The sequence below is a fragment of the Methylomonas lenta genome (assembly GCF_001644015.1).
In the GTDB taxonomy this organism is placed as follows: domain Bacteria; phylum Pseudomonadota; class Gammaproteobacteria; order Methylococcales; family Methylomonadaceae; genus Methylomonas; species Methylomonas lenta.
This window is the reverse complement of the sequence record NZ_LUUI01000085.1, coordinates 1-14220: the sequence shown is the minus strand read 5'-3', so window position 1 is coordinate 14220 and position 14220 is coordinate 1. Positions and strand designations below refer to the sequence as shown.

At 43.4% G+C, this 14220-nt stretch carries 15 protein-coding genes; all 15 read left to right on the top strand.

All coding sequences use genetic code 11. The features are described from left to right. The coding region (locus A1359_RS06345) for a PhnD/SsuA/transferrin family substrate-binding protein (RefSeq protein WP_232322136.1) at positions 1-1015 on the top strand (1015 nt) is incomplete at its 5' end. A gap of 25 nt (positions 1016-1040) precedes the next feature. Then, a complete protein-coding gene (locus A1359_RS06340) occupies positions 1041-1934 on the top strand; it encodes a phosphate/phosphite/phosphonate ABC transporter substrate-binding protein (RefSeq protein ID WP_198159281.1) in 894 nt (297 codons plus the stop codon). After that, entirely contained in the window at positions 1931-2887 is a 957-nt protein-coding gene (locus tag A1359_RS06335; protein ID WP_066979710.1) for a PhnD/SsuA/transferrin family substrate-binding protein, read from the top strand. The genes A1359_RS06340 and A1359_RS06335 overlap by 4 nt, the downstream gene beginning before the upstream one ends. Before the next feature lie 134 nt (positions 2888-3021). Continuing rightward, positions 3022-3840 (top strand): PhnD/SsuA/transferrin family substrate-binding protein, encoded by an 819-nt coding sequence (locus tag A1359_RS06330; protein WP_066979705.1) that lies wholly within the window; start codon positions 3022-3024, stop codon positions 3838-3840. Then, a complete protein-coding gene (locus A1359_RS06325) occupies positions 3837-4739 on the top strand; it encodes a phosphate/phosphite/phosphonate ABC transporter substrate-binding protein (RefSeq protein ID WP_083960525.1) in 903 nt (300 codons plus the stop codon). Before A1359_RS06330 ends, A1359_RS06325 begins: the two co-directional genes overlap by 4 nt. Position 4740: 1 nt before the next feature. Beyond that, a complete protein-coding gene (locus tag A1359_RS06320; RefSeq protein ID WP_066979697.1) occupies positions 4741-6330 on the top strand; it encodes a sensor histidine kinase in 1590 nt (529 codons plus the stop codon). Continuing rightward, a complete protein-coding gene (locus A1359_RS06315) occupies positions 6327-7517 on the top strand; it encodes a BaiN/RdsA family NAD(P)/FAD-dependent oxidoreductase (protein ID WP_066979693.1) in 1191 nt (396 codons plus the stop codon). The genes A1359_RS06320 and A1359_RS06315 overlap by 4 nt, the downstream gene beginning before the upstream one ends. 151 nt (positions 7518-7668) lie before the next feature. Continuing rightward, on the top strand, positions 7669-8976 hold the full coding sequence (locus A1359_RS06310; RefSeq protein WP_066979690.1) for a citrate synthase: 1308 nt from the start codon (positions 7669-7671) through the stop codon (positions 8974-8976). A gap of 18 nt (positions 8977-8994) precedes the next feature. Next, entirely contained in the window at positions 8995-9171 is a 177-nt protein-coding gene (locus A1359_RS23085) for a DUF1674 domain-containing protein (protein ID WP_083960524.1), read from the top strand. A gap of 34 nt (positions 9172-9205) precedes the next feature. Next, a complete protein-coding gene (sdhC, locus tag A1359_RS06305; RefSeq protein ID WP_066979687.1) occupies positions 9206-9577 on the top strand; it encodes a succinate dehydrogenase, cytochrome b556 subunit in 372 nt (123 codons plus the stop codon). A 12-nt stretch (positions 9578-9589) separates the two neighbouring features. Then, the gene (gene sdhD / locus A1359_RS06300) at positions 9590-9970 is read left to right on the top strand and encodes a succinate dehydrogenase, hydrophobic membrane anchor protein (RefSeq protein WP_066979684.1); all 381 of its coding nucleotides are present in this window, start codon (positions 9590-9592) and stop codon (positions 9968-9970) included. A 3-nt stretch (positions 9971-9973) separates the two neighbouring features. Further along, positions 9974-11758 carry a succinate dehydrogenase flavoprotein subunit gene (gene sdhA, locus A1359_RS06295; protein ID WP_066979680.1) on the top strand — a complete coding sequence of 595 codons (1785 nt, stop codon included), beginning with the start codon at positions 9974-9976 and terminating at the stop codon, positions 11756-11758. Then, positions 11758-12540 (top strand): succinate dehydrogenase iron-sulfur subunit, encoded by a 783-nt coding sequence (locus A1359_RS06290; protein WP_066979675.1) that lies wholly within the window; start codon positions 11758-11760, stop codon positions 12538-12540. Before sdhA ends, A1359_RS06290 begins: the two co-directional genes overlap by 1 nt. Continuing rightward, positions 12537-12776 (top strand): FAD assembly factor SdhE, encoded by a 240-nt coding sequence (locus A1359_RS06285; RefSeq protein ID WP_066979671.1) that lies wholly within the window; start codon positions 12537-12539, stop codon positions 12774-12776. Before A1359_RS06290 ends, A1359_RS06285 begins: the two co-directional genes overlap by 4 nt. Positions 12777-13033: 257 nt before the next feature. Beyond that, positions 13034-14065 carry a hypothetical protein gene (locus tag A1359_RS06280; RefSeq protein ID WP_157200490.1) on the top strand — a complete coding sequence of 344 codons (1032 nt, stop codon included), beginning with the start codon at positions 13034-13036 and terminating at the stop codon, positions 14063-14065. Positions 14066-14220: the final 155 nt, after the last annotated feature.

Here is a 14220-nt window from a genome sequence, read left to right as displayed (position 1 = left end):
AATCCGCTGTAGGTGCGGATTTATCCGCACCTACAGCGGATTTATCCGCACCTTGCGAATGAATTCGCACCTACAGCTGACGAACTTGTTTCATGCGCATTCCTTAGTCAACTGGCAACAGCGGCAATTAAAGCTTAAAGCCCGTTTGTTTTTGGTGCTTATGTTGGGGCTGTTGTTTACCGTCGATGGTTGGGCTGAATCTGACTCAGACCCCAACAAGCCCATACTAATGGTCGGCATCAGCGCACAGTCGTTTCCAGACGTATCGGTATCTGATATTGAAGTGACCATTAAATTATTGGTGGCAGAGCTGAGTAAAAGTTCAGGCTACGAAGCAATGGTGACGGCTTATACTAACGAAAAACTATTACAACAGGATTTTGAGCAGGGCAAAATCAATTTTGTAGTGACATCCAGTCTGATTTTGGCATTGGAATATGATCAAGCATTGCTCGCCGATGGATTTCGATTTGTGCGTGAAAGTAAATTTCCCGATCAACTTTTAATTATTGGGCAGCAACGATATGAACTTGACGCGTTTCGTGGAAAACGGATGCTGCTGGCAAAAAATGACCCTATGAATGAATTAAATATGGATTACTTTGCCTGGAAGACCTTCAAACAAGGTTATAAAACCAGTTTCAAAGTGTTGCCAGCGGCGGGGAAAGTTAATCAGTTGCTGTTGAAAATTTTTTTTGACGAAGCAGATTTAACCAGTGTCTATCAGAATTTTTACGAAACTGCTTTGGATCTCAATCCTCAGCTCCGCAATCGACTAAAAATTTTAGCACAGCTGGATAATGTGCCAGCGGCAGGCGCATTTTTTCGTAAAGACACGCCAGAGGTGTTTAAGGAAACGGTGATACTAAAGGCATTGCACATGGCTGATAAGCCTCGTGGGAAGCAATTGATGGAGATGTTCAAATGCGACCGTATTATTCGTTCCAATATTGAGGATCTGATACCAGCAAAACAACTCTTCAATGCGCGGCAGCGCTTAGTAACCGGCCAATGAAATGCTGCTTAATTTGTCTACTGTCTTGAAAACTTTTGCGCTATTGCTAGCTATAGAAGTTTTCCCGGTTGCGGCAGATGATCAACCTTTAGCGGTTTCTCCCCAGCGTTTTTTAATGGGGATTTACTATCCATCGATTGCCAATTTAGTGACGCGTGCGGATTTTCAGGTAGCTATCAATGTTTGGCTGGAGGAATTTTCAGACCCCTTGCAATTATCTCCCTCCCGGGCGATTTTGTTTGAAGATATGGATAGTCTGAAGCAGGCATTTGTAGCCGGCGAACTGGACTTTATTATGGCGCCGCCACTATTGTTAGCTAAACACATAGATCGCAGCTTATTGGCTGACGGTTTCGTCGGTACGGCCTCTGATGGTACCGAGTATGGCATGGTATTGATTACCCGCAGAGACGCCGGAGTTCAGACATTGGCGCAGATGCGTGGCAAGGTGTTAATGCTGCCCAAGAATGACATTTTGGCGGCAACGTTTTTGGATATGCTCAGTTTGAAAACTTACCGGCAGCATTTCCGACAGGTATTCAAAGAAATTCACACAAAAAAACGGGAGAGCGCAGTGGTGCTGGCTTTGTTTTTTAAACAAGCCGATGTCGGTTTGAGTAATGCAGAGGTCTTTAATTTAATGATAGAACTTAATCCTCAACTCCAACAGAGTTTGGCGGTATTGGCGAAATTTCCCACTAAATCGCCCAACTATGGCTATTTTCACAGCGATTTTCCAGTCCATGTACGACAAGCCATTACTGAAAAGGTGAAGGAATTGAATCAGCAACCTCGTCCTCAGCAAGTGTTGCAAGCATTACGCATGGTCAGCTTAGTACCCAATGCTGTTGATAATCTGACCGTGTTTGACAGTTTGTTAGATGAATATCGGTCCCTAGAAACAGGTGTTAAACCATGAATCCATTGATGTCATGGCCAGCGCTACGTGGGGTAAATCTGTTCTGCGTCATTGTTTTGCTGCTATCAGTATTGTCACCGCTTTGCTGGGCCGATTTAGAGCCTGAAATTCAGGATAAATCACGCTTGATCATGGGGTTTTATGCGCAATCGATTGCCGAAACTGCCAGTCGTAGTGATATTGAGGTTTCGCTAAATTTTTGGGCTAAGGAATTACTGGCAGCAGAGGCCAAAAAACAATATCAGCTGGATATTACCCAAACCCAGGCGGTGATATTTGATGATATGACCACCATGCAACAAGCGTTACGAAGAGGTGAATTAGACATGGTCGTTGCTCCACCCTTAACCATCTCCAAATATTTTACCCGCGATGAACTCTCGACGGGTTTTATCGGCATGCTTGGGAAAGACCAGCCGGATAGTATTTTGCTGATTGCACGTTCCGATCGTGGCATCAATAGCGTGGCCGATTTGAAAGGTAAAAGTTTTGAGTTGCTGGAAGGGGATGAATTGACCGAAACGTTTGTGGATTATGTATTTTTAAAAGAATTTCATAAAAGTTATAAAACCGTACTGGGTTCTATTAGCCAACAGACTAAAGCCAGTCGTATCGTGCTGGATATTTATTTTAAAAAAGCTGATGCCGGGGTAGTCTTTAAAGGCCCGTTTGATGTAATGGCCGAGTTAAATCCGGATATTTCCAACAGTATACGTATTCTGGACAGTTATCCATCCTTGAGTCGGAATGTGAGTTTTTTTAGAAAAAACTATGCCTATGCTTATCAAATTAAGGAAATCGCTAAATCCTCTTTTAAGAATAATGTCAGGGTTAAGCAGATATTAGAAATCTTTAAAACACCGATATTAATCGAGTTTGAGGTTAATCAACTGGATCAGTTTGATGCATACAATGATGAGTATCTAAAGTTAAAACAAAAATACTCACCGTAAACTAATGTCAACAACCATTAAACAGTGATCTTAAAATGAATGGATTTAAGCGATTACTTTTAACCTGTTTAATACAGTGCGTACTTATCAGTCTATGTCTGGCTAATGAACCGTTGCGCCAGGGCAGAATGGTTATGGGTTTTTATGCCCATTCCATTACCGAAAATGCCAGTTTAAGTGATATTGAGGTGTCACTGAATTTTTGGGCGAAGGATTTGATTGCAGAAGAATCCCAAAAAATGCACCTCAATATTTTGGAGTCACGTGCGATATTGTTCGACACTATGCCCGAAATGCACCAAGCTTTATTGCGTGGCGAACTGGATATGATTATTGCGCCACCGTTGGAGATTGTGCGGGAATTTAAACGTGATGAACTCAAGGATGGTTTTACCGGCATGCTGGCCGGTAATCAGCCGGATAATCTCTACTTGGTGGTTCGTGGCGACAAAAATATCAGCGGTATTAAAGACTTGGCTGGCAAACGAATGTTGTTGCCGGAAGATGATGAGTTGGCCGAGGTATTTGTTGACTCGCTATTTTTGAAGCAATTTAGAGCGAATTATAAAACCAAATTAACATCCGTTCAGAAGCAAAAAAAAGGCAGTCGAATTTTGTTGGATATCTATTTCAATCAAGCTGATGCCGGGGTAATTTATCGTAATGCCTATGATGTGATGGTGGAGCTTAATCCAGATATTGCGCGTACTGTATTGGTGCTGGAGAAATTACCTATAAAAAACAAAAACTTCAGTTATTTCGTTAAGGGGTATCCATTTTCTGTAGAACTGTCGAAGATGGTGATTACAGCCTTCAAGCACAGCGTCAGAGCTAAACAAATTTTGGATGTGTTTAGAACACCAGAACTGGATCATTGTTCCATCAATGAACTAGATTTTTATGAGGAATTTTATGCTGACTATCTACGCTTAAAAAAAGGAGTAAAGCCTTGATTGGTAAACGCTACACATGGATAGTGTGCTTTTGTAGTCTTTGTTGTTTTTTGGGGTTTAATACATGGAGTTTTGCAGACACTCAGCATATTTCATTTGCTTATCTGGAAGCCGGCTTAAAAGATTTAAATGATGCCGATCGGCATGTGGCAGTACAGTTATTAGCCAAAGAATTGATACGTGACTCTGGAAACGAAATCAAGGTATTTCCTTTAAATAGTATGGCGGAAATGCTGGATATGATTGAAGTTGGTAAAGTCAATTACGTTATTATCAATAGCTATCTATATTTAACTGGTCGGCAGAAATTACAGCCATTTTTAACTGATGAAATCTGGGGGATTCAGCGTGCCCAGGAAGCCAAAGAAAATTATGTACTGGTAGTTGCTCAAGATTTTAATTACCAAAATCTGCAGAGTTTGTTAGGTAAATCCATTTCCATACATAAAGACTATTTGTTGGTAAATTTTTATTTGAATTACCTGGTGAAAAAGGAGGCAAAATTACCGATTAATAAGTTTTTTAAACGCATTAAAGACACGCGTACCGATTCGCAGGCCGTGCTGGATGTTTTTTTTAAGACCAGTGATAGTTGCCTGGTGCCGCAATATATAGTTGATCTGGTAGCAGAGCTTAATCCATCAGTATTAAAAGGTATCCGCATTGTGCATTATTCAGGTGCTAAATTTATTCCCGCCTTGGTGTTGAGGCTTAAAAATAACTCTGTTGATACGAGTAATATGATACGGAATAATTTGCTAACCTTATCTGATAATGCGCGAGGGCAAGAAATTATGAATTTATTTAGTATTAAATCGATAAAGCCCATTAATGCCAATGCTCTACAGGACATGATCAAGCTCTACGACGAATATCAATCAATGGCAGTAGAAAAATAATATGCTCATAAAACCAAAAAGCAGTATATTTATTCGTGTTTTCTTTTTATTTGGCTTTTTAGTGTTAGCCATTACCTTATTTTTTGCATACATGGCAATTCCCATGCAAAAAGACGCCTTTAACCAGATTATGCTAACCCAGGCGGAAACTGTTTCCCGCTCCATTGTGCAGGCTAGTTCAGATGCGTTAATTAGTCGGGATTATGGTTTTATTGTAGAGCATAATGTGGAAGTTTTAAAAAATAACATCAGTATTTTTTATGTTTTGGTATCACCCAATGCCGGTGAAACAATATTGGTTAATCAGAAGTCGTGGCGTTTGCTTGATAAAGTTGATGATGAACTATTATCGCTGGAAAGGCCGGATATCATCTACAAAATATTGTCGTATGAAGGCTTTGATAATGTTTATCATTTTGTCTATCCGATTAATTTTTCCGGCGTGCAATGGGGGTGGTTACATATTGGATTTTCGACCGAGCAATATAATAAGTTGATTGATAATATGTATAAACAAATCATTTATATTGTTGGTTTGTCGTTATTGATTATTATGGCTGTTGGTTATTTCTTTGCGCGTTGGATTTCTCGTCCGGTAACCGAAATTAGTCAGTTGGCAACTCAGGTGGCGGGTGGTGATCTGACCGTACGTTCCAACATTAAACGGCAAGATGAAATAGGTGTTTTATCGGAAAGTTTTAATCGTATGATCGATTCCTTGCAACAATCTAAACAACAACTACAAAATTATAATCAGGAGTTGGAGCAAGAAGTAGATCATCGTACGCAAGAATTGGCTGAATTAAATAAAGGTCTAGATGCCAAAATTCATGAAGAAGTGGCTAAAAGTAAGCAGCAGGAGGCTTTATTGATTCATCAATCACGCTCAGCTGCTATGGGTGAAATGATTGGTGCCATTGCCCATCAATGGCGGCAGCCCTTAAATGCCTTGAGTTTGGTGCAGCAAAATATGCAATTAAGATATGAAATGGATAAGCTGGATGCCGATTTTATGAACATCAGCATGGAAAAATCCAACCGTTTGATTCAAAAAATGTCTTCTACTATTGATGATTTTAGAAACTTTTTTAAACCCAATAAACATGTTGACATTTTTTACATTAAATATGTTATTCGGGCAACATGTGAGTTATTGGATGCGCAATTAAAAAATCATAATATTAATCTAACTATTAATTGTCCCGAAAATATTAATATAGTCGGTCTGGAAGGTGAATTTTCACAGGTTATTCTTAACTTAATTAATAATGCTAAAGATGTGCTGGTAGAACGGAGTGTTGCAGATCCCATGATCACCATAACCGTGATACCGGCTTCAGGTAATGGTATTGATGTTACCATAAAAGATAATGCCGGAGGTGTGCCTGAATCCATCTTCGATAAGATTTACGATCCTTATTTTACGACTAAAGAAGAAGGTAGAGGTACCGGCATTGGTTTATATATGTCTAAGATTATTATTGAAAATAATATGGGTGGTTCCCTGCATGCATTTAATGATAGCGAGGGTGCTAATTTTGTGATTCATTTAAAAAACACACCTCCCATTAAAAACAAATCAATTGTATGAGTCAAACCCATCAGGTTGATGTGTTAATTATTGGTGCCGGTGCCTCGGGTTTATTTTGTGCTATCGAAGCCAGTAAACGCGGTCGTAAAGTTTGTGTTATTGACCACGCCAATAAAGCGGGCAAGAAAATTCTTATGTCAGGTGGTGGTCGCTGTAATTTTACCAATTACACTGTCGATGCTGATAATTACATCTCGCACAATCCCCATTTTTGCAAATCTGCCTTAAAACGTTTTAATCAATGGGATTTTCTGGCCTTGGTGCAACGCTATCAAATTCCATTTCATGAACGTTTGCACGGACAATTATTTTGCGACCACAGTGCAAAAGATATATTGCATATGTTATTGGCAGAGTGTCAGCGCTATGCTGTGAGTATCAGCTTGCAGTGTTCAGTACTTGCTGTTACTGCTGATGATGGCGGTGGTTTTCGTGTGCAAACGGGTTTGGGAGTATGGCATTGTCAGTCATTGGTGATAGCCACGGGTGGGTTGTCAATACCCAAAATGGGTGCTACGCCATTGGGGTATCAGATAGCTGAACAATTGGGCATTAAGGTTTGGCCTACCCGAGCCGGTTTGGTCCCGTTAACATTACAACCGGCTGATAAGGACATTTTTGCCACTTTGAGTGGGATAGCCGTGCCGTGTGAAGTTAGTGTGCAAAATAGCCGCTTTAAAGAGAATCTATTATTCACTCATCGTGGTTTGAGTGGGCCGGTAATTTTGCAGATTTCATCTTACTGGCAAGCAGGTGAGGCCTTATTGATTAATTGTCTACCTGATTTACCCTTGCTGAATTTATTAAAGCAACAGCGCGGGCAGGGCAGCAAACTCAAATTGAAAACTTGGCTGGCAGAATATTTACCTAAACGTTTACTACAGGCTTTATTGCCAGAACAGTTACTGGAATTGGCTCTGGTGGATTGTTCCGACAAGCAATTTCAGCTGGTTGTAAATCATATCCAGGCCTGGCAAATTAAACCCAATGGCAGCGAAGGTTATCGTACAGCTGAAGTTACGGTGGGTGGTGTCGATTGTGATGCCTTATCCTCCAAAACCCTAGAAAGCAAAAAACATCCAGGCTTGTATTTTATTGGTGAAGTGGTTGATGTTACAGGCTGGTTAGGAGGCTACAATTTTCAGTGGGCTTGGTCCTCCGGCTGGTGTGCGGGGCAATATGTATAGGCTGCAACAGGCTATAAACGTCCAGCTTAGAGTTGTTGAAAATGACTGTCGATTGCCTTAAACGCTCTACATTAGGGTTGGAGTAAACCTATGGCTGTGTGATAATTCAAGCAGTATCTATCAGAAAAATCATAAGGAAAAAATCAACACTATGGCTAATGATACGTTGTTAATAAAGCATACTGGTACCGGAAAGGAAGTGGAATACCCTCTTTTTGAAAGTACACTGGGTGCTAAAACGGTGGACATACACAGTCTTTATAAAGATTTGGACTGTTTTACGCATGACCCTGGTTTTGTTGCCACAGCAAGTTGCAAAAGCAAAATCACTTACATTGATGGCGATAAGGGTATTTTATTATATCGAGGCTATCCTATCGAGCAACTGGCCGAAAAGTGTGAGTTTACCGAAGTCGCTTATTTGCTAATGCACGGTGAATTGCCCAATGAAAATCAGTTGCTCAAATTTAATCTTGAAGTAAGCGACAAAGCGATTATTCACGAATCCCTGCGTAAGTTTTTTGATGGTTTTCATTATGACGCTCATCCCATGGCCATGTTGGTGGGTGTTGTTGGTTCGTTGTCGGCGTTTTATCACAGCGAATTGAATAACAAAGACCCCGCTCAGCGCTTTATTTCTGCAACCCGCATGATTGGTAAAATGCCTACCATTGCTGCGGCGTCTTACCGACATTCAGTCGGGCGACCGTTTGTCTATCCACGCATGGATTTGGGTTATTGTGAAAACTTTATGAATATGATGTTTTCGCGTTCATCGCAAAACTATATCGATCAAGATCACTATATCGACCAAGACTTTGTCAAGGCTCTGAATTTACTCTTTATTCTGCATGCCGACCATGAACAAAACGCTAGCACGTCCACTGTACGTTTGGCCGGCAGTACCGGTGCTAATCCATATGCCTGTGTTGCAGCAGGGATTGCAGCTTTATGGGGGCCAGCACACGGTGGTGCCAACGAGGCAGTTTTAAACATGTTGGCTGAAATTGGTACGGCAGAAAATGTACCCAAATACATCGCTAAAGCCAAAGATCCGAACGACCCGTTCCGCTTGATGGGTTTTGGCCACCGGGTGTATAAAAACTTTGACCCGCGTGCCACCATTATTCGTAAAACCTGCTACGAAGTGCTGAAGAAAACCCAAACCGATGATCCTTTGTTCGAACTGGCTTTGGCGGTTGAAGAACATGCCTTAAAGGATGAATATTTCATTGAGAAAAAACTTTATCCCAATGTCGATTTTTATTCGGGTGTCATCTACAAGGCTTTAAATATTCCAGTCGATATGTTTACGGTGATGTTTGCAATTGCCCGAACAGCCGGTTGGGTTTCACATTGGCTTGAGATGATGGAAGATCCAAACAAACTTATCAGTCGGCCAAGGCAGTTGTATGTTGGCCCCGCCCAACGGGATTACATTCCTATCAATACGCGTTAGATCTTTCAACATAACTCTATGAAAGCAGATAACTCAGTCCCTGCAAAAACCGCAGAATCTTTAGAAACTAAATCGGTCGCTACTGATTTAATTGCTAAAGATGATCAAACAATAACTGAAGTCAACGGCCCGAAAGGGCCGGAACCCACTCGCTTTGGCGATTGGGAGCGTAAGGGGCGTTGCGTCGATTTTTAAAGCAGCGTTTTTCAAATCAAGTATAGGGTAAACCATGTCAGCCAACCGACCACTTTCTCCGCACCTGCAAGTTTATCGTTTGCCCTTAACCGGATTAATATCCATCACCCATCGTATGACCGGCGTTTTATTGTCGATGGGATTGGTATTATTTGTGTATGTGCTATATGCCATTGCCGCAGGCGAGGGTGTGTATCAATCCATGCAGGCTTTTATGGCTTTTTGGCTGTTTAAGCTGGTTTATTGGGGTTTTATCTACGCCTTGTTTTTTCATTTGTGTCACGGCATCCGGCATTTAATTTGGGATATTGGCAAAACCTTCGATCGCGACACCTTAAACAGATATGCGCTGCTCGAATTATTTGTTTCTGCAGGGTTAACGCTCACTACATTTCTACTGTCTTAATTGGAGCAAGTTATGATCTTTAAATTATTGCTTGCAAAATTGGTCGATTGTTTTTCCATTCATAATGCCACTAGCCATTTTTGGTATCAGCGTGTCACTGCGCTAGCCTTGATACCATTGTCTGTGTGGTTGATACTCTTTTTGAATACTGCGCTGTCTGCGCCTTATGCCGAAACCGTATCCTGGTTATCTTCGCCCCTGAATGCTGCTGCCCTCATCGCCTGGATTGTCGCGGTGATTTTTCATGCTGCCCTGGGTGTGCAAGTCGTCATCGAAGATTACGTCTCCACAATTTCTACTCGACATTTGGCGATTCGTGCCACCAATTTGATTTTTTTATTACTGGGCGTTGCGGCTTTGGTTGCAATTTTCCTCATTCTTTTTGCAAGGTAACTCATGGCCTCAGCTTATAACATCATCGAACACCAGCACGACGTCGTCGTGGTGGGTGCCGGCGGCGCCGGTTTACGTGCCACATTTGGCATGGTGGAAAAAGGCCTTAAAACTGCCTGCATCACAAAAGTATTTCCCACTCGCAGCCACACGGTTGCTGCGCAGGGCGGCATCAGCGCAGCCTTGGGCAATATGGGTGAAGATGACTGGCGTTTTCATATGTACGACACTATCAAAGGTTCTGACTGGCTGGGTGATCAGGATGCTATCGAATACATGTGTCGGGAAGCCATTCCCGCTATTCTAGAACTGGAACATTACGGTGTGCCGTTTTCCAGAACCCAGGAAGGCAAAATCTATCAGCGTGCTTTCGGCGGCATGTCTACTCATTACGGCAAGGGCCAGGCTCAACGCACCTGCGCGGCGGCCGACGTCACCGGACATGCGATATTGCATACCCTGTATCAACAGGCCTTGAAGCATAAAGCCGAGTTTTTCGTGGAATACATCGCGCTGGACTTGATCATGGATGGTGACGAGTGTCGCGGTGTGTTGGCCTGGTGTCTGGATGACGGTTCGATACATCTGTTTCGTGGTCATCAAACGGTGTTGGCAACCGGCGGCCATGGCCGTACTTACTTGTCTTGTACTTCTGCCCACACTGTTACTGGCGACGGTAATGGCATGGCCTTGCGTGCTGGCTTGCCTTTGCAGGACATGGAATTCGTCCAATTTCATCCCACCGGCATCTATGGAGCTGGCTGTTTGATGACCGAAGGCGCGCGCGGCGAGGGCGGCTATCTAACCAATTCCGAAGGCGAGGCGTTCATGGTACGTTATGCGCCGCATGTGAAAGACTTGGCTTCTCGCGATGTGGTCAGTCGCGCCATTACCATAGAACTTAACGAAGGTCGTGGCGTGGGTCCGAAAAAAGATCATGTATTCCTGCATTTGGAACATCTCGATCCGGCCATTATTCACGAACGCTTACCGGGTATCACTGAAACCGCCCGGATTTTCTCCGGCGTGGATGCCACCAAACAACCCATTCCAGTATTGCCGACCGTGCATTACAACATGGGCGGCATCCCGACCAATTACAAAGCCGAAGTGGTGACTTTGAAGGACGGTAATCCGGATTACGTGGTGCCCGGCTTGATGGCTATCGGCGAAACTGCTTGCGTATCGGTACACGGTGCCAATCGTTTGGGGTCTAACTCCTTGCTGGATTTGGTGGTATTCGGACGGGCGGCGGCAATTCGTTGTACCGAGTTGATCAAACCGGGTATGGCACATAAACCGCTGGCGGGCGATGCCTGCGATAAAGCCTTGAGCCGCTTCGACAAAATCCGCCATGCCAACGGCAGTCGCCCGACTGCCGAGATTCGCCTGGATATGCAAACCACCATGCAAAGCAAAGCAGCGGTATTCAGAACTGAGAAAACCTTACAGGAAGGTATTCAGCAGATTAGCGAAGTAGCTGCATCGTTTGACGATGTCAAAGTCGGTGACAAGTCGTTGATCTGGAATACCGATTTGGTGGAAACCCTGGAACTGGATAATCTGTTGGGACAAGCGCAAGTCACGATGAATGCTGCCGGGAACCGTCAGGAAAGTCGCGGCGGTCATGCGCGCGAAGACTTTCCAAAACGTGATGATCAAAACTGGATGAAGCATACTTTAACCTGGCGGGAAAACAATCAGGTCAAAATAGACTATCGCCCGGTCCACCTGTACACGCTCACCGACGAAGTCGAAGTGGTTGCACCTAAAGAGAGGGTTTACTAATGGTTGAATTTTCACTACCGCAAAACTCGGTCGTCAAAAAAGGTAAAACTTATAAGGCGGTTGCAGGTGCCACAAACATCCGCAACTTTGAAGTGTATCGCTGGGATCCGGATTCCGGCGAAAATCCGCGTATTGATGTCTTCGAAATCGATATGGATCACTGTGGGCCGATGGTGTTGGATGCGATCTTAAAAATCAAAAACGAAATCGACAGCAGTCTGACGTTTCGCCGATCCTGCCGGGAAGGGGTCTGTGGTTCGTGCGCGATGACTATTAATGGCAAAAATACCCTGGCTTGTACCAAAGCAATTAGCGATTATAAAAACACGATCAAAATCTTCCCATTGCCGCATATGGCTGTGGTGAAAGATTTGGTGGCTGACATGAGTCATTTCTTTGAGCAATATGCTTCCATCAAACCCTGGTTAACCAACGACACAGAAGCCCCCGAAAAAGAGCGACTGCAAAGCAAAGAAGAGCGAGCCAAACTGGATGGTTTATACGAATGCGTACTCTGCGCCTGTTGTTCGACCAGCTGTCCCAGTTACTGGTGGAATGGTGACAAATACCTCGGTCCGGCCATTTTGTTACAGGCTTACCGCTGGTTGGCGGATAGTCGTGATACCAACGATCAGGAACGTCTGGACGAACTCAATGAGTCTTTCAAGCTCTATCGCTGCCATACCATCATGAACTGTACCGATGCTTGCCCAAAAGGCTTGAATCCGGCTAAAGCTATCGCGGAAATCAAAAAGCAACTGGTTCAGCGCGAACATACATGAGTGAACTCAACAGACTGCGCTGGCGATGCCGGCGCGGCACGTTAGAACTCGATTTACTGTTAATCAGGTATCTGGAAAACGTTTACCTGGCCGCTGAAGCTAAGGAAAAACAGGTTTTCTTACAATTACTGGAATTGGAAGATACTGATCTGTTGCGCTATTTGATGGGGGAAGGACTTTCTAGTGATGTTGATCTGGCAGAACTAATTGCCAAAATCAGAACCTTGCCGGTTTGATTGCAATTTGGCATGGCCGACCAGTGTGGAGATTAAGAATATATTTTTGTTAGGATCAACTTAAAATCCGGAGCTTAATTATGTTCATCTTGATACGCCTGCCAACAGTTTTTGCCTGTTTTCTGCTTGTTTTTTTTCTTGCGGCTTGCAGCACGGGGGAGTCACAAACAGCGTTAAATCAATACAAAAGCTCCTTCGATTTAACACTACCGCACCACCTATCCGCAACAGTTGATCCTATTCAGTTTGCCAAGTGTATGGCACCCCAAACAGCAAAATTAAAACCAGGTTTCGTGCGGTTCGTCGCCAAGTTAAAAACCCACCCGCAGGGTAAATTACTACTCGCTGATATAGGTCTATTAGACGATAGCCAGCTGATTGATAGTGTGATGACTGTTCGATCACAAGTACAGACACTGTTTAGCCAATTCACAACCGATGCTGGTGATGTAAAAGACAGTCGTATTGCTGAAATAATGAGTGACTCAGCGATAAATGATACTGAAGACGCTCAGCAACCATCCATCAATGTAGATCAGGACATGCAACTACTGGATGACCTGACCCGCAGTTATTTAAAGGCCTATTTCACCAAGCCCTTGGATGTGCAAGCTTCTGCAGTGAACGAAACAAAATTACGTGTCAGTTTGGCGACTATTTTAAATCTTAAGCCGCAAGATCAAAAAATCAGCAACTTAATCGATTTTCTGCAGCCACAATTGAAATCATCAATAAATCCGATAACTCGCGTGGGCGGTTTTATTGAGGGTGACGGCAGTCAATTTGGTTTTCCTGGCGTGGCATCGCCAACCGGTAGTCTTAAGGTAAATTACAGTCAAATTGCTACCGAAGTAATGCGTATTTTTTTGACTGCCTTGCGTGATGGTCTGGCACCGATACCTGTACTGGAAAACTCAACGGCTGCCAGCCTGCAGTATGATTTCGATATCCTGCAATTCGGTTTGTCTGATCAACCGATTACATTAGAGTGGCACATGGACCGACACGATGCCTCTAAGGTGCTTAGTATTAGGGTAAGCCCCGAACAATTTGAAAATATCGAGTCTAATGCGCGACAAGTAGAGGCTTCGGTGGCCAGTAGCGTAGGCAAGGCAGTTCGCGGAGGATCAATGGGGTCACTGAATAATGAAGCCGTTGCCCAACTGCTGGAAACTGTGGCTGGTGTGCTGGCAAAACATAAATCTCAACGTGCGCAATGGTGTTTATTAGCGCAAGATCAATCCTTGTTACCGAATTCAAGCTTAGTCAGTGATCAGCAGCAACCCTAACAAACGAACGCCTGTTAATACTCGTACTACAACATAAAATCGATAAGGCTACGTAGCTTAGGAATATGCATGGCATATGCAAGAATCCTGTGTAGGTGCGGATTTATCCGCACAGTGCGAATAAATTCGCACCCACAGCTGACGAACTTGTTTCA

What these genes read in the sequence shown, in the direction of transcription:
- A1359_RS06280 (WP_157200490.1), top strand. Translation starts at nt 13,034, where the DNA reads ATGGCACCCCAAACAGCAAAATTAAAACCAGGTTTCGTGCGGTTCGTC.
- sdhC (WP_066979687.1), top strand. Translation starts at nt 9,206, where the DNA reads ATGTCAGCCAACCGACCACTTTCTCCGCACCTGCAAGTTTATCGTTTG.
- A1359_RS06330 (WP_066979705.1), top strand. Translation starts at nt 3,022, where the DNA reads ATGGGTTTTTATGCCCATTCCATTACCGAAAATGCCAGTTTAAGTGAT.
- A1359_RS06315 (WP_066979693.1), top strand. Translation starts at nt 6,327, where the DNA reads ATGAGTCAAACCCATCAGGTTGATGTGTTAATTATTGGTGCCGGTGCC.
- A1359_RS06285 (WP_066979671.1), top strand. Translation starts at nt 12,537, where the DNA reads ATGAGTGAACTCAACAGACTGCGCTGGCGATGCCGGCGCGGCACGTTA.
- sdhD (WP_066979684.1), top strand. Translation starts at nt 9,590, where the DNA reads ATGATCTTTAAATTATTGCTTGCAAAATTGGTCGATTGTTTTTCCATT.
- A1359_RS06290 (WP_066979675.1), top strand. Translation starts at nt 11,758, where the DNA reads ATGGTTGAATTTTCACTACCGCAAAACTCGGTCGTCAAAAAAGGTAAA.
- A1359_RS06310 (WP_066979690.1), top strand. Translation starts at nt 7,669, where the DNA reads ATGGCTAATGATACGTTGTTAATAAAGCATACTGGTACCGGAAAGGAA.
- A1359_RS23085 (WP_083960524.1), top strand. Translation starts at nt 8,995, where the DNA reads ATGAAAGCAGATAACTCAGTCCCTGCAAAAACCGCAGAATCTTTAGAA.
- A1359_RS06335 (WP_066979710.1), top strand. Translation starts at nt 1,931, where the DNA reads ATGAATCCATTGATGTCATGGCCAGCGCTACGTGGGGTAAATCTGTTC.
- A1359_RS06320 (WP_066979697.1), top strand. Translation starts at nt 4,741, where the DNA reads ATGCTCATAAAACCAAAAAGCAGTATATTTATTCGTGTTTTCTTTTTA.
- sdhA (WP_066979680.1), top strand. Translation starts at nt 9,974, where the DNA reads ATGGCCTCAGCTTATAACATCATCGAACACCAGCACGACGTCGTCGTG.